We start from the raw sequence: 16,461 nt of genomic DNA, 5'->3' as shown, positions 1-16,461 counted from the left end.
TATCATAAAACGTCAAACCTTTGAACTTATGAAGAAATTATTATTATCTATTTCAATGTTGGCATTTGCTTATACAACCAGTGCCAATGTTCCAGTTATCAAGAGCGACCCTAAGATAGAGGCTCAAGTAGAACAAACCCTGAAGAAACTCACCTTGGAGGAAAAGATAGGTCAGATGATGGAATTGGTGACCGACCTCTTTGGTGCCAACGACAAGAACGGTGTGTTCTATATCGACGAGCACAAGACCGATTCTATCCTTTCTCGCTATAAGATTGGCTCTATCCTCAACGCTCCTAACACTTGCGCGCCAACCGCCAAGCAGTGGGAGAAGTACATCGAGCAAATCCAGAAGATTTCGATGAAGCGCATCGGCATCCCTTGCGTCTTCGGTCTCGATCAGAACCACGGTTCTACTTATACACAAGACGGTACCCTCTTCCCGCAGAACATCAATGTAGCTGCCACCTTCAATCGTGAGATTGCTCGCCATTCGGCTGAGGCTACTGCTTATGAGACTCGTGCGGTGAGTGTGCCTTGGACTTACAGTCCTACCGTTGATCTCGGTCGTGATGCCCGTTGGCCTCGCATCTGGGAGAACTTTGGCGAGGATTGCTACCTCAGTTCAGAAATGGGCAAGGCGATGGTCTATGGTTTCCAGGGCGAGGACCCAAATAACATCGACCAATATCACATCGCCACTTCAATGAAGCACTTCATGGGCTATGGTGTGCCTTGGACTGGTAAAGACCGTACACCAGCCTATATCTCTCCTGCCAACTTGCGAGAGAAGCACTTCGCTCCTTTCCTGGCAGGTCTGCAAGCTGGAGCCTTGACCGTGATGGTGAATTCCGCTTCCGTCAACGGTATGCCGATGCACGCCAACAAGGAAATCCTGACAGGATGGCTGAAGGAAGAGACAGGATGGGATGGTGTGCTTATCACCGACTGGGCAGACATCAACAATCTCTATACTCGTGAGATGGTGGCAAAGGACAAGAAGGATGCACTCCGCATCGCCATCAATGCTGGTATCGACATGATTATGGAACCTTATTCTTGCGATGCTTGTGGCTACCTTATTGAATTGGTGAAGGAAGGCAAGATTCCGATGAGTCGCATCGATGATGCCTGTCGCCGTGTGCTTCGTATGAAGTACCGTCTCGATCTCTTCAAGAACCCAACCCAGAAACTGAAGAATTATCCTAAGTTTGGTGGCGAGGAGTTTGCCAAGCTCGCCTTGGAGGGAGCTACCGAGAGTATGGTGCTCCTGAAGAACGAGGGTAATATCCTTCCTTTGCAGCATGGCAAGAAGATTCTCCTCACGGGTCCTAATGCCAATCAGATGCGCTGTCTGGACGGTGGATGGAGCTATACCTGGCAGGGGCATCGTGCCGATGAGTTTGCCGGCAAGTACAATACCATCTATGAGGCATTCTGCAATGAGTACGGCAAGGAGAATGTTATCTTGAACCAGGGTGTTACCTATAATGAAAAGGGCAAGTATTGGGAGGAGAACGAACCTCAGATTCTGGGGGCAGTGGCTGCAGCGAAGGATGCCGACGTCATTGTGGCTTGCATTGGCGAGAACTCCTATACCGAGACTCCGGGCAACCTGACAGACCTCTGGCTTTCTGAAAACCAGCGCAATCTGGTCAAGGCTTTGGCTCAGACAGGCAAGCCTGTCATCTTGGTACTGAATGAAGGACGTCCACGTCTCATCGCCGACATCGAACCATTGGCACAGGGTATCATCGATATCCTTATCCCTGGCAACATGGGCGGCGATGCCTTGGTAAACTTGGTATCGGGCAAGTCAAACTTCAGTGGCAAGATGCCTTACACCTATCCTAAGGAAATCAATTCGCTCGCTAACTACGACTTCAAGAAGAGTGAGGAGGTGGGTACGATGGAAGGGGCTTACGACTACAATGCGAAGATTACCCAGCAGTGGGGCTTCGGATATGGTTTGAGCTACACCTCTTATCAATATAGCAACCTGAAGGTTTCCAAGTCTGACTTCCGCCACGGCGACATTATCAAGGTGAGCGTGGATGTGAAGAACACGGGCAAGGTGGCAGGCAAGGAGAGCATTCTCCTGTTCAGCAGCGACCTCGTCGCCAGCATGGTGCCAGATGGTCGTCGTCTCCGTGCCTTCGACAAGGTGGAACTTCAGCCAGGTGAGACCAAGACTGTGACCTTCGAATTAAAGGCAGACGACTTGGCTTTTGTAGGTTGGGATGGCAAATGGAGATTGGAGGAAGGCGACTTCAAGTTGATGATTGCCGACCAAACTGCCTCTGTTCATTGTGCAGATACTTATCTGTGGCAGACAGCCAATAGATAAGCATATATAAAGATTGGGATCCATTCCTGCAAGAATATTCTATGTATTCTTGTTAGGAATGGATTTTGGGGAAATCTTTGGTGAATATGGGGTAGAGAAATATATTGCTCATATTGAACTTATCTTGACTTTTGTTTCTTTTTCACTTTCTTCATCAGAATAACAATAAATGCTATATAATTCCATGCTTGCCAACTTGTCAAAGTAACATCAAATCTGTTCAACAGACTTCTGTATGAATCCAACCACGCATTTGTTCTTTCTATGCTGTACCTTTCTTTATACACCTCAATTCCGCAGCGTTTTTCCTTGTGAGTCGATTTTATATGTTGAGATGTCTTTTTGAGGCTCTATATGCTGATATAAGGCTCTTCGGGGCTTCCTGGGTCTTGTCTGGGCATGAAATCCCCCACCCAAACCAATGGGGAAGTATGAAAAACCACAAAGAAATGCTGCCTATTCAAGGAATACTTCAGAGTAGTATGCTTTATTTGTATACAGGTTCAGGACGTTCCGCCTTCCTGTTCTCACCCATTTTGCCGGCACGCTGACAAAATGCAGGATAAAGGCTTTCAGCCTGCTTGTCTTTTTCAACGGCTTGACCTTCTCGCTGATATTACGGATGAGATAGAGATAGAAGTTCTTCAGCATGGCAGTAACCATCATGAAAACCATGTTCTCAGCCATAAAGGAAAAGGGCAGATGTGCCCAGCCGAAGTCATTGTTCTGTATGTCGAAGTTCTTTTCGCTCGCTCCGCGTTCATTGTAGAATGTGATGATGTCCTTCTCAGTGGATGTCCGGTTGTTGGTAAGGATACAGCGGTATGTGTATATCACTCCGAACATATCCGTCTGTTCCCTGCCGTGCCTGTCTTTCAAGGGAGTACGCTGTACGACAAGCCTGTATGACTTTCCTTCGATGAGGTCGTCCATGCTGACGGAGGTGACATCGCACCTCTCATAGCCAACCTCAACGCTCTTCCATTCTTCCAGCTGGCGGAACTCCCCGCACCGGCTGCCGCAGTTGGCAGCACGTATATAGAACGTGTTGCAGCGCTGCTCTACGGTTTGGATGATTTCCTTTGAGAACGACCCGCAGTCGGCACGGAAACGCTCTATCACCACACTAAGCTCGGAGGTCACACGGTCCATAATTCGGCGAAGCGTGTCTTCTTGATGGGGAATTTCACATTGGTGTTTCCATCACGGTTCTCACCTCCGACTATGATGCCCCCGATGGAAGCCTAGCCCGGGAAATAGCCATGGTCATGCTTGTAGGAATACTTTGCATCGAACTTGTGGGCAGGAACAAACTGGTGGTCAAAGTCCAGGTCAACATGGCTGTCCGCCTTTATAAGGCTCTCCCGTTAAATGCGTAGATTGGAAAAATAACAAAGGCTTATACGCTTGTATGGTATGACTATCCAAAAATAGACGGTCTCACAAAGGAGGATAAAGCACAAAATAAAAATGCAGAAAAGGCAAACAGATACCATGTCTTTCCGGCTTCTACAAACAATTTATTCCCATACTGACCGCTATTTGTAAACTATTTTCATATAATCCAAAACCAATACATGGTCTCTTAGCTTCTAAAAGACGCCCAATTGACTTGCAATAGACGCCCTTTTGAGGTCTAACTGACGCCCTTTTGAAGTCCAATTAAGCACCTTTTCTTGCACTACCTTATAACTGATTGATTTACTGCTGGTTGCAAACCTGCTTTTTACACGTGTTTTTGCCTTTATCTGTAGATATTTTACCCGAAATTATGTCATGATTTTTCAATCCATCGTCTGCCTTTTCAAAGTATTGACATGAAAAGGTTTTCTGCATCGGAGGATGATAATAAAAACATAGCCAAGACGGTCTTGGCTATGTTTTTATTTAATGCATAACTTCAGTTCTTTCATTAAAGATATACGAAAAACATCCACGCATATAACGGAAGAACCCTTTATAAGCCCCATTCTACGTATCATACGTAAAAGTAAGGTGTTCAGCTTCTCTGCAGTGTTGAAACTATACGACTTGCCGGAGGTTTCGCTCCTGTAGACAATGTTCTCTTCGGCAAGCTCCTTCAGTCCGCACCCCACGGTGTCGGCATCTGGTAACAGCGTACCAGGTCTCTGCCTGAACTGTCCTGTAAGCGCATTGATGTCCTCAAGGCAATCCCCACCGCAAAGGTAGCTGAAGAAGAGAGAGCCCAGGATGCTTCCATGGCTGAATGCCTTGCCGCTGCATCCGCGTCTGCCCAACACGGATTCGGTAAGTTTTTCAAAGCCCAGCTTTGAAAAAACGTCCATGATGTGATAAATTCCTCCGAAAGAAGTGATATTCTCGTTTTTAATTGCTACCTTTGTCATGTCAGATTTTTGCTTGCTTGTTATGTTTGTTGCACTAAGATAGGTGAAAATTCTGACATATCCAAGTGTTTTGAGGACTTTGTTTCTCAGGCACTTGGATTTCTTGCAAGATTTTATGCTGCGGAATTAAGGTCAATATCAATTAGAACGAAAAGATTACCCTGCAGTATGGCTGATGATGATGAAGTACCGTGATATCATGGGTAAAAGAGAGTCACAATATACCTTATCAGCACAGGTAGAACTGGATGTGTCTTACTTTCAAACCTCTGTTATAACAGACCCTGACCCCGAAGATATTGACAAAGAAACCAAAATGGTACAAACGCCTGTATTGGTAATCGCAGAAAGTAAGTCTGTTGATGAAATGTTGAGCGAGTATCTTACAAATATAACTGAAAACAAGTACGTTAACAAGGCGTCAAAACTTCTCAGGAGCTCTTCTACACAGAAAGTCAAGAAGGTTGTACGTTATGTCAAGATGTTCGCTATGCCCGATAGTAAATATGCCTCCATAAAACCATATTCAGAAAAGGCTGTGAGTCCCACTGCTAAAGTTGTGACTGACGGAGGAACAAATCTTATCAGGTTGAGAGAGCTGTTCTGTCATGAATCTTACAGGGAAACGGAAGGGGAGGTGCATGAGGTGGTGACTAAGGTTTTGCCGTGGGTACATTTAGTAACAGGAGAATGTCGTAGTGCAATAGAGGCTATCCATAAGGAAGTGGATCAAAGATTTCTCCAACTCCATCTCAACGAGTATTGCTGGAAGTTCAATCGGCGATTCTTCCGGGACAGTAAGCTGCCGAAGTATGATTTGTTTTATAAACTCATAAGGACTGCAGCAAATTACACATCTGATATAAAGTGGAGAAACTATAATACAAGATATTAACATTTGTTAATCCTAACATCACCACACAGAATGATTTTTCAATCCATTGTCTGCCTTTTTAAAGTATTGACATGAAAAGGTTTTCTGCATCGGAGGATGATAATAAAGTAGGTAGCCAAGACCGTCCTGGCTATGTTTTATTTAATGAACAACTCCGTTTCTTCCGTTAAAGCTATACGAAAAACATCCACGCATTTAATGGAAGAACCCTTTATAAGCCCCATTCTCCGTATCATCCGTAAAAGTAAGGTGTTCAGCTTCTCTGCAGTGTTGAAACAGTACGACCTGCCAGAGGTTTCGCTCCTGTAGACAATATTCTCTTCGGCAAGCTCCTTCAGTCCGCGCCCCACGGTGTCGGCACCGGGTAACAGCGCGCCAGATCTCTGTCTGAATTGTCCTGTAAACACGTTGATGTCCTCAAGACAATCCCCACCACAAAGGTAGCTGAAGAAGAGAGAGCCCAGGATGCTTCCATGGCTGAATGCCTTGCCGCTGCATCCGGTATCTACCCAATACGGATTCGGTAAGTTTTTCAAAGCCAAACCTTGAAAGAACGTCCATGATGTGATAAACTCCTCCGAAAGAAGTGATATTCCCGTTTTTAATTGCTACCTTTGTCATGTCAGATTTTTGCTTGCTTATTATTTGATAGCACTAAGATAGGTGAAAATTCTGACATGTCCAAATGTTTTGAGGACTTTGTTTCTCAGGCACTTGGATTTCTCACAAGAAATAATGCTGCGGAATTAAGGATTTATAAAAAACAGAAGATTAAACCTTGGCATTATCTTTGTTTATCGACAAAGAAGAAAAAACATACAGCAATAAACGCATATTAAAAAGAAGATATATGGCAATAGCAAAGTGGATTTGTGGCGCATTAGGTTGGATACTTAGTAGAAGTACGCTGGGAGCTATCACTGGCTTCTGCATAGGAAACCTGATTGACCAGGTACTCGATGCCGGCAAAGAAGGTTATGCAAATAATGGCGAACAGGGTGGCTATGGGCAACAGGGTCATTGGGAAGGTAACCATTCTATGGAGGGAGACCGCAATTCCTTCTTGTTTTCCATGCTTGTACTCTCCTCTTACATCATAAAAGCAGATGGAAAGATAATGCACTCAGAGATGGAGTACGTGCGAAAGTTCCTTCATAATAACTTCGGCGATATAGCCGTAAACCAAGGAGAGTCCATCCTACTGAACCTATTTGAACTGCAAAGGCAGCAAGGACCTTATCAGTTCAAGAAGACAATCCGCCAGAGCTGTATGGAAATCACCCTACACACAAGCATAAGCCACCGCCTGCAGCTACTCAATTACCTTGTTCTCATTGCTAAGGCTGATGGTGCGATAAGCCCTAAAGAAGTGAAGGCATTGAAAGAAGTAGCCAATTATCTTGGACTCTCCCAACAGGATGTAGATTCTATGCTCAACTTGGAAAGTGGTGCTCAGGACGGCAGCAATATCAAGGATGCCTACAAAGTATTGGGTGTACCACCTTCTGCCACTGACGAAGAAGTAAAGGATGCTTATCGTAAGATGGCTCTGAAACACCATCCCGACCGTGTCGCTACCCTCGGAGAGGATGTGCGTAAAGCTGCAGAGAAGAAGTTTCAGAAGATTAATGAAGCAAAAGAAAGAATCTTCAAAGAAAGAGGACTGTAAAGCAGTAGACAAGTGGACAAATGGACAGGTTCACGAGTAGAAAGGTTAAGTGTAAAAGTTTAACAAGTTAACAAGCAGACACATACACAGTTTCATAATAACCATTGATAATTTTAAACTTAATGGTTTGACAGGTCCACAGTCCGATTAATCTGGTCATTGAATTATGAATTACCATGCACTCTGAATTATGAACCATTATAACATTTAGTTTTGAATTAAACATTATGGCAACAAGACTTAAAATAAAGACAACAGAGGGGGATATAACCATCCGTCTCTATGACGAGACTCCAAGACATCGTGATAACTTTCTGAAGTTGGCGAAAGAGGGCTACTTTGACAGCACCATCTTCCACCGAGTAATAAAAGACTTCATGATACAAGGTGGCGACCCAGACAGCAAGGATGCCCCTAAGGGTAAGATGTTAGGTACGGGCGGACCAGACTATACAATCCCTGCAGAGTTTGTTTACCCTCAATACTTCCACAAACGTGGTGCTTTGAGTGCCGCCCGAACCGGCGACGAGGTAAATCCAAAGCGGGAAAGCAGTGGCAGCCAGTTCTACATCGTATGGGGAAAGACCTACAAGCCTACCGAACTGAAACAAATGGAGCATCAGATGGCTATGCAGCAGGAACAGGAAGTATTCAACCAACTTACCAAGAAGCATCATGAAGAGATTATGAACTTCAGACGTAACCGTGACCGTGAAGGACTACAGGCTTTACAGGAACAGCTGATTGAAGAAACCAAAAACCACTGCAAGCAGCAAGGAAAACCCGTCTTCACTGACGAACAGACAGAAATCTATACCACCGTTGGCGGCACACCATTCCTTGACAACCAATATACCGTCTTCGGCGAGGTTGAAGAAGGTCTTGATGTTGTCGAACGTATCCAGAACTGCAATACCGACCGCAACGACCGTCCGACAGAAGATATAAGAATTGAAGCTGTAGACACGTTATAGGTCTATTCTATCCAAATCGGGTTAAACAAAATATAGAAGACTCCTAATCTTTCCGTAGAAAGCTCTTAACCTTTCTTCGAAAAGCTCCTAAGCTTTTCCGAAAAAGGTTAGGAGCTTTTTCTTGTCTGTTCTAATTCTGATGAGATATTAACCAAAAATCATTAGATTACGAGCCACATTATTTCCTACTAACCGAAATCAATCATTAAAATGTTTTGAAATCATACATCACAAAAGAATGCTATTGCCCAATAATAGAATATTGGTGTCCGACAATCCTTTTCCCATATAAGTTCGTCAGCAGCACCTTACTATACATTAATTGTAATGACAATAACAAACCTCTCTTCCCATCTTCTACCAATGTGTTGCTGCCCATCACCCATCGTGTTGTTGATAAGCACCATTGGTGCTGGGTGCTAAACATTTTACTATATGTTGCCAGAGCGGGAGCAACTTATTGCCAGAAAAGAGTTGTACTACCAAAGGCAAACAAAAACTATATGATTAAGAGCTTTACTTTTCCAAAGCCAACACAACACTTTCCACCTAAAAGAAATTCCACTGTGGAGCGTATGCTATTTGAGTTTTATCAGACGTTGACAATATCTATGCTTGTTACCAAAACGGAAAAAGCTCCCAGCACCTTTCTCATACATCCAGATAATTTATGCAAAGCGACAGCCTCAAGGCACAGGAATACACAAATTGCAATTCCTATGTCTTGAGGCTGACTCTTTTGTTATATCTATTGCCAAAGGAAAAGACCCTTAGCAGAAGGAACAGGACAATGAATTATTCTCCCTCTTCTTCCTTCTTCTTGCGTGTTGCTCTACGCTTCTTCGGCTTCTCCTCTGCTGCCTTGTCAACCTTAACACCAGCCAACTCAGGGTCAATGAGGATACGACCACAGTACTCACACACGATAATTTTCTTATGAATCTTCACATCCAACTGACGCTGAGGCGGAATCTTGTTGAAGCAACCACCACAGGCATCACGCTGTACGTAAACGATACCCAGACCATTGCGGGCACCACGGCGGATGCGCTTGAAGCTGCGGAGCAATCCAGGCTCAATCTTTGTCTCCAGTTCTGCAGCCTTTTCTTTCAGCAAGCCCTCCTCTTCACGTGTCTCCTGCATAATCTCGTCAAGTTCGTTACGCTTCTCTTCCAAGGCGTGCTGACGGTCTTCGAGCAATGCACGATTGGTCTCCAAGTCCTTCTGCTTCTCTTCAACCTTATACTGAGCTTCCTTGATCTTCTTGTTACAAAGCTCAATCTCCAGTGTCTGGAACTCAATTTCCTTGGTCAGTGTGTCGTATTCGCGGTTATTTGCAACCGTATCCAACTGCTTGTTATAACGCTCCAGACTTGCCTGCGCCTCAAGAATATTACCCTTCTTCTGAGTAACAGCACTCTGATATTCCTTTATGTCCTGCTCAATCTTCTCGATACGAGTGTGCAGACCTTCAATCTCATCCTCCAGGTCACGTACCTCAAGTGGCAACTCACCACGCAGTGCACGCTTCTCGTCGATACCTGACAGTGTTGTCTGTAACTGGAAAAGATTCTTCAGCTTCTCCTCCACTGGTAACTCTTTTGGATCTTTCTTTGCCATAATTCTTATATTAATTTAATTCAAAATTCAGAATGACTACTTTAATTCAGAATTCATAATTCAAAATTCATCATTATGATTACCGTTTTTTATTTATCACCAACTTATCAACAATTAACTTGTTTACTCGTCAACTTGCCTACTTGTCAACTAAAAATAAACAATCGGATTCGTATTTATCTCCGACAGAAAGCACTTTACTCCCGGACATTCACGCTCAATGACATCACGCAGCACCTCAGTTGTATATTGTTCACTCTGGTAATGCCCGATGACACAAAGCTGTATTTCCTGCTCATGACCGAAGTACTCATGATAGCTCATCTCACCTGTAATAAAGGCATCAGCACCCGCCTCAACTGCATCCTGCAAAAGGAACGAACCCGAACCGCCACAGAGAGCGACAGTACGTATCTCACGACGAAGCAACTCATTGGTCTGGACGCACTCAACATCAAACTGCTTCTTCAGTAACAGAATCAGATCATCAGCTGCCAATGGCTCCTCAAACTCACCAATGACACCGTCACCGCCAGTTACCGTCTCACCTGTCAAGGGGCTCACCACCTGCTTGTTACGACCGAAGAAACGCACGTTTCCAAGTCCTAACTTCTCAGCTATCTTGTAGTTTACACCACCCACAGCCGAATCAAGATTTGTGTGCATAGCTGCAATGACAATATCATTCTTGATAGCCTTTATCACCGTTCGCTGTACATAGTTCACATCCGTCACCTGTGCCAGCTTACGGAAGATAAGCGGATGGTGCGCAACAATCAGGTTACACCCCCGGCTGATGGCTTCATCTACCACCTTTTCCGTCACGTCAAGACACAACAAAGCCCCTGATACTTCCGCCTCTGTCAATCCAACCTGCAGACCAGCATTATCATAGCTTTCCTGCAAGGGCAAAGGCGCGAACCGTTCAAGGGCATCAATTACTTCCTTTATTTTCACGCTACGCATAAGTTTTAGGCTGCAAAGATAAGAAAATTATTCGATTTTCACAACCTTTGCAGCCTATTTTATTTTCTTTCCACACCAAAGCAGAATCACTCCTGTATTATCAGATAGCGCGACACGTTCCAGAACTTTTCAGCATCGGTAATGACGAGTGTCGTCGTTCCGTCCTCATTTCTTGTGAGTGTATAACTTCCCTCCGGATTCTGCGACAGCACCTTCGGCGACGTCGAATTTATCGTCAGCGTCTTCAGTTCTTTACTGTCAGCTTCCGCAAACAGGTCTTTTGTTATATTATTATTGTTCAGCTTCTTCGAGAAGAGTGATGTCTTCAAGAGTCCTTTCTCCTTCAGAGTCTCCTTGTCGGCAATGATATAATAGACTCCCGTGAAACTGTCAGGTTCTTTTGTTTTCAGCCTTTCCTTTGCCTTCAGCTGGGCATTCTCACGTTCCAACGCCTCCATACTGAACCTGTAACGCAGCCCATCAACGCTGTTGCCCTGGTTCATGACGATATATCTAAGCTGGTCTACAGTGACATCCTTCCGGCTGGCAACCTGCTCCAACTGTGCCACACGGCTACCTTTCTCCTGCAATTGTGACGAAAGGAAACCTATCATTTTATAAAGGTTATCTATCGTGGCACTGGACTTTTCAGGAGTATCCATTTTCTTAACCTTCTCGCCCAGCAGCTTGTCAATCTGCTTCTGCTTCTCTGCAAGCAGTTCGCTGAGTTCCTTGATTTGCAGGATAATCTTCGACTTCTTATTTTCATGCTCGGTCGTCTTGCGGAGCATTGCCTCCTGGGCAGAGATGGCATCAAGGTTAGCCGATATTTCATCAATCGATGCCGTCAACTGACTTATCGCCTCAGCCTCTCTTGATGGAGGCGTGACATTGATACGTTCCCTGACAGGTGCAGGTCGCTTCACCTCCTCACAGGACGTGCAAGCCACAACACCCACAAATGCCATCAGAGCTGTTAGTTTGTTACGTTTCATCTGTATAATCATCGAATAACGATGCAAAGGTACTCTAATTAAACGAAGAAACCATCAGAACATATATTAAAAATATTAATAAAAGGAGAAACTGATGCAGTTTCTCCTTTTATTATACTCTGTATCTGACAGTTAGGACAATATTACCTTACGACCACTTTCCGTGCCCTGCCATCTGCCTCTTTGATGACATTCATGCCACGCTGCGGTGCATCAAGACGCTTGCCAGAAAGATAACAAGCCTCTTCCGAGCTCTTCATCTGCTGTTTATGAACGCTGTACCGAATTATCTTCACGACAAGAAGAAATTATTTTCATGAAAAAAAATATTTCTTTTCATGAAGATAAATATTTCTTTTCATGAAAAGAATTCAACGGAACTGCATTAACAGAATACGAAAAGATTGTTAATTATACAAAAAATAACACCTACATAAGTCCGTCTTTTCTTATCTTTGTAAGCCAAACAAACCCATCAGATAACAAACTGATAAGAACAAACTACAACTGACCTTATGTCAATCACAAACTTACAAACAGGACGTTTCACTTCATTTCCGCTATTGGTCATGGGCTTGCTGTTACTTAACACATCGCAGGTTATGGCTCAACAGAATGTTACTTTTCATATCCAGCAGCAGACAAAAGAGCCTGTTGACGCAGCAACGCTTATCATTACCGACCAGAAAACAGGCAAAGTCGTTGCCAATGGACTGACGGAAGCAGACGGAAAACTAAGCTGCCAGCTCACGGACGGCAGTTACCAGCTGTATTGTGGAGCCATCGGATGCCGTGACACCACGGTTCTCTTCTCCATCCCCGACAACAACGACACTTATAACATCTACCTGCGCCCAGACGGAACAGAACTGGAAAACGTTGTAATCACAGCCCGTAAACGATGCCCGTTGGTAAAGATGGAAAGCGGAAAGATAAGCATTTCCGTTGCCCAGTCTTATCTTGCCAACCTTGGTAATTCCTTAGATGTTCTGCGCCATACACCCAGTGTGAGGCTTGACAGTAAAGGAAATCTGTCGCTTTCTGCCCTCGGCAGTGCTACCGTCTATGTGAACGGGAAGCGCATACGACTTCAAGGTGAAGCACTTACTGCCTATCTGCGTGCTATCCCGTCTTCCAACATTGCCAGCATTACCACCTCTACCAATCCCGATGCCAGTTATGACTCGGAAGGGGCAAGCGGTATTATCGACATCACACTGAAGAACAATAACGAGCGAGGACTCTATATTTCCACCTCGCATGGTGTTTCCTTCTGGAACCACCTGCGCCAGAGTTCCGATTTCAGCATGGCTTACAACAAGCGGACATGGCAACTGGGCATCAATTACAGTCACAACATCGGACACTACGACATGGAATATGGCACTGACAGGATACAGGACGGAGACCGCAACTTCTCGGAGACCGACGATACCGACAAGCGTAACACCTACGCTGGCGGACTGGCTTTTGTTTTCCAACCTGGCAAGAGACACAAGCTGACGCTGAACACATCGGTTGATGCCCTGACGGGACCTGGAGTTACAGCAACCACTACATGGATATATAAAGGTAGGGAAACACTCCATGAAATATTGAAGGCAAGAAATGACTATACCAAACAGGAGAATACAAAATATACGACGGGCATAGGCTATCAGTTTGCCATCACAGAACAGCAGAGCATCGCTGCAAATGCCGACTGGATTCACGTTGACGGATTGAGCAGGAATCAACAGCCCAATGCGTTCTACTCTCCTGACGGGAAGCTGCTGCGTGAAGACGACTATCCAGCCGAAAACAAGAAAACAATCAACATCCTGTCGTCAACAGCAGACTACAGACTGAAGAACAGCCGTGGTGGAGAACTGCTGGCAGGTGTCAAGGCTGCCAAGGTGGAAAGCCGTAACCGATTCGGCTTCTATGCAAAAGGCGCACTTGACCTCACAAGGTCAAACAGGTTTACCTATCAAGAGTCAAACCTTGAAGGCTATATGCAATATGCCCAGCAGTGGAAGCGGCTGCAGGCTTCTGCAGGCTTGCGAATTGAATATATGCAGACTGTAGGGACATTGAAATCCTATCAGGACGGAACAGTGATGGAAGAGAACAAGAACTGTCACACAAGGCTCTTCCCCAATCTCTCCGTCAGTTATGACCTCGACAACAGTTCAAAGCTCACACTCGCCTACAGCAAACGACAGGACAAACCGAGATATGAAGACCTCAACCCCTTTGAATATCTGCTGGACGAGCTGACCTACTGGAAAGGAAATCCGTTTATCCAACCGCAGATAAGCCATAAGATTTCATTAGGCTACACTAAGAACAGCCTTAGCATTACCCTATCCTACAACCAGCTGAATGACTATTTCACTCAACTTCCCGACACTTACAAGAAGAACTGTATTGTCATGACAACCAAGAACATCGGCAAGCAGAAGCAGCTGGCACTTGACCTTGTCTATAACAAACGCCTTACATCATGGTGGGACATCAGTACAAACATCGGTGCCTATTACTTTGTCAACCATCTTGACTACGAAACCTACAGAGAAGATTATCGTCGACCATCCTGCAACCTTACCCTTTCAAACGACATACAACTGCCTGCAAAGATACGTATGGAGCTGTCTGCCAAATATGCAAGCAAGTCTCAAGGCAGGAGTTATGAGATGCTCAAGCCAAGCGGAAGCATAGACATCGGACTGAGCAGACGGCTGCTCCGTGACCGTCTCTCACTATCCTTGATGGTTACCGACCTCCTCCACACTGAGCGTTGGGACAGTTACGGACGCAAGGGGGCATTGCAGTTGGACATCTGGGGGCACAGCGAAAGCCGACAGGTACTCTTCCGTGTACACTATAACTTCGGAAGCAGGAAGTTTGAAACGGACAAGAATAAGGTGAAAGAGGCTGAACGTCTGTAGGAATATCCTATAAACACACGTGGCAACCAGCTGAAAGAAAAACTGCAGAAGGAAGTGGTTTTATATATAAAATCACTACCTTTGCAGCCAATTCATATCAATCTAAAACTCAAATAAGTAAAATGAGAAAAACAGTATTAGGCTTCATCGCCAGCTTCATGGTGCTTTCCGCACATGCCCAGGACCTGAAAATAAAGAAAGGGGAGGTATTACTTGACGGAACACCAGTAGCACTTGTAAAAGAAGAGAAAAGAGTCTGCGACCTGTCTACGCCTGATGGGAAAAAGGTATTCACATTCTTCATTACGAACAGGACAAAACAAGGCGTCAGCACACCAGAAGACTGGCTCCAGTTCACATCACCTGAAGGCGCAGTCTTTGAACTGCAAAACCCGAAAGACAGGATTGTACTGTCCAACACGAAGTACTTTGTCTACAAACTGTTAGACAGCAAGCCTCAGCTCATCGCAGTGAACGGTATCAGGAAATCCACCATTGACGACCTCTTCGAGCAGGGCTCGCGTCCTTTCTCTACGAAATGGGACAGCATCTATACCATAGTCAAAAAGATGGAGAAAACCGATGAGGACTTTACCGCACAGCATCCCTTCTCCATCAACGACAATGGCGACATTATCATCAACAAAGAGATGGTGGGAAAGGTTCTTGTCAATGAACCTTCATTAGGCAAAAGAAACTATTATGTCAAGGACCGTGTGGGCAACCAGGTAGCCGAGATTAAGCTCGAATCCTGGAGCAGCAGCGAGAATTTCAGCAACATAACAACCTGTGATGACAGGAAACTTCCCTTCCTGCAATACAAGACTGCATTCAAACTCTCCGAGAACGAGATGGTGCGCCGCATGGTATCAAAACTGCTTGCAAACGGCTATGCACTGGGAGATATGACGGAGAATATCAAGCAGCGACTGGCAAACAAGGCAAAAGCAGAGGAACAACAGGCTGCCGATGAGGAACGACAGCTGGTGAAAGAGGCCAGGGATGCTTCCGTGAACATCTATAATGTGCCCGGCAAGGTGGTACTTGCTGACGGCACGACACACGAAGGCAACATCACTATCGTATATGAATCTATTGAAAAGAAGATGGGTAAAGGAACCAGTGGAATCCTCGACCTTGACGCACCGGCAATGGGATCAGCCGTAACACTGACGCACAACGGTGCGAACGGCAAGACTGAACAGAAGTTCAAGGCTGCAGACAACGTAACCGTCTATGCAGGTGGCAAGACCTATATCGGTACAAAGGGCTCAAAAGACGGTGTGTTAAGAAACGCCGGCGGCAGTGGTTCTATTAATATCGGAACACGCCACCCACAATTCTTCGAGGTACTCTTTACCGACGGAAAGGGCAATTACATCCTGGAACATCCATTAGATAAAGATGAACTTTATCTGAAGCTGAAGGACAGAAAGGAAGCTATCTATCTTGGCGACAAAGCATTATTAGGTGCACGAAGCGAGAAGACAAGAATTAAGCTGACTGCGGAATATCTGAATAAGTCGAGCATGGATGCTGCCAAGTATGATACCCGTACGAAAGAAGGACTCCAGCAGCTCATCGCAGATTATACTGAAAGATAAAAGGAAGACTTCCCCTACCCCTCCCAAAAGGGAGGGGCATAATGTCCTGTTTTTTCCTTATTCCAATCCTTACAGGTGCTTACTTGCATCGCAAC

Annotated in this window: 8 protein-coding genes and 5 pseudogenes; 6 read left to right on the top strand and 7 right to left on the bottom strand. The window is 45.1% G+C overall.

Going from position 1 to position 16,461, the window contains the following annotated elements:
- Window positions 1–28: 28 nt before the first annotated feature.
- Window positions 29–2,347 (top strand): glycoside hydrolase family 3 N-terminal domain-containing protein, encoded by a 2,319-nt coding sequence (locus ADJ77_RS01630; RefSeq protein WP_025079113.1) that lies wholly within the window; start codon window positions 29–31, stop codon window positions 2,345–2,347.
- A gap of 119 nt (window positions 2,348–2,466) precedes the next feature.
- On the opposite strand, the pseudogene ADJ77_RS13150 reads toward ADJ77_RS01630, so the two are convergent.
- The 3 pseudogenes from ADJ77_RS13150 to ADJ77_RS01620 form a co-directional block, all read right to left on the bottom strand.
- Window positions 2,467–2,637, bottom strand: a pseudogene (locus ADJ77_RS13150) (IS5/IS1182 family transposase); the annotation flags it as partial.
- 166 nt (window positions 2,638–2,803) lie between these two features.
- Window positions 2,804–3,714 (bottom strand): annotated as a pseudogene (locus ADJ77_RS01625) (IS1380 family transposase); the annotation flags it as partial.
- 564 nt (window positions 3,715–4,278) lie between these two features.
- A pseudogene (locus ADJ77_RS01620) lies at window positions 4,279–4,713 on the bottom strand (IS1380 family transposase); the annotation flags it as partial.
- A 133-nt stretch (window positions 4,714–4,846) separates the two neighbouring features.
- On the opposite strand from ADJ77_RS01620, the pseudogene ADJ77_RS01615 reads away from it, so the two are divergent.
- Window positions 4,847–5,608, top strand: a pseudogene (locus ADJ77_RS01615) (IS1595 family transposase); the annotation flags it as partial.
- Between the two features lie 200 nt (window positions 5,609–5,808).
- Here ADJ77_RS01615 and ADJ77_RS01610 read toward each other — a convergent pair.
- A pseudogene (locus ADJ77_RS01610) lies at window positions 5,809–6,229 on the bottom strand (IS1380 family transposase); the annotation flags it as partial.
- Window positions 6,230–6,458: 229 nt separating this feature from the next.
- Between ADJ77_RS01610 and ADJ77_RS01605 the strand changes: the two are divergent.
- Together ADJ77_RS01605 and ADJ77_RS01600 are read left to right on the top strand one after the other, a co-directional pair.
- Complete coding sequence (locus ADJ77_RS01605; protein WP_050695959.1) at window positions 6,459–7,277, top strand: DnaJ domain-containing protein; 819 nt, start codon at window positions 6,459–6,461, stop codon at window positions 7,275–7,277.
- Window positions 7,278–7,504: 227 nt separating this feature from the next.
- On the top strand, window positions 7,505–8,251 hold the full coding sequence (locus ADJ77_RS01600; protein WP_025077910.1) for a peptidylprolyl isomerase: 747 nt from the start codon (window positions 7,505–7,507) through the stop codon (window positions 8,249–8,251).
- Window positions 8,252–9,046: 795 nt separating this feature from the next.
- Here ADJ77_RS01600 and ADJ77_RS01595 read toward each other — a convergent pair.
- From ADJ77_RS01595 to ADJ77_RS01585, 3 genes are all read right to left on the bottom strand, one after another.
- Window positions 9,047–9,871 carry a zinc ribbon domain-containing protein gene (locus ADJ77_RS01595; protein ID WP_025077911.1) on the bottom strand — a complete coding sequence of 275 codons (825 nt, stop codon included), beginning with the start codon at window positions 9,869–9,871 and terminating at the stop codon, window positions 9,047–9,049.
- Window positions 9,872–10,021: 150 nt separating this feature from the next.
- Window positions 10,022–10,837: a Nif3-like dinuclear metal center hexameric protein gene (locus tag ADJ77_RS01590; protein ID WP_025077912.1), complete on the bottom strand. Its 816-nt coding sequence runs from the start codon at window positions 10,835–10,837 to the stop codon at window positions 10,022–10,024.
- An 86-nt stretch (window positions 10,838–10,923) separates the two neighbouring features.
- Window positions 10,924–11,832 (bottom strand): Cbp1 family collagen-binding glycoprotein adhesin, encoded by a 909-nt coding sequence (locus tag ADJ77_RS01585; protein ID WP_025077913.1) that lies wholly within the window; start codon window positions 11,830–11,832, stop codon window positions 10,924–10,926.
- Window positions 11,833–12,434: 602 nt separating this feature from the next.
- On the opposite strand from ADJ77_RS01585, the gene ADJ77_RS01580 reads away from it, so the two are divergent.
- Both ADJ77_RS01580 and ADJ77_RS01575 read left to right on the top strand, forming a co-directional pair.
- Window positions 12,435–14,762, top strand: coding sequence for an outer membrane beta-barrel family protein (locus tag ADJ77_RS01580; protein WP_244148547.1), 2,328 nt, complete (start codon window positions 12,435–12,437; stop codon window positions 14,760–14,762).
- A 122-nt stretch (window positions 14,763–14,884) separates the two neighbouring features.
- Window positions 14,885–16,366, top strand: coding sequence for a hypothetical protein (locus tag ADJ77_RS01575; protein WP_025077914.1), 1,482 nt, complete (start codon window positions 14,885–14,887; stop codon window positions 16,364–16,366).
- Window positions 16,367–16,461 lie beyond the last annotated feature (95 nt).

The organism is Prevotella fusca JCM 17724, from assembly GCF_001262015.1.
Classification (GTDB): Bacteria; Bacteroidota; Bacteroidia; order Bacteroidales; family Bacteroidaceae; genus Prevotella; species Prevotella fusca.
The sequence above is the reverse complement of the archived record's forward strand: the minus strand, read 5'-3'. Positions and strand labels throughout refer to the sequence as shown.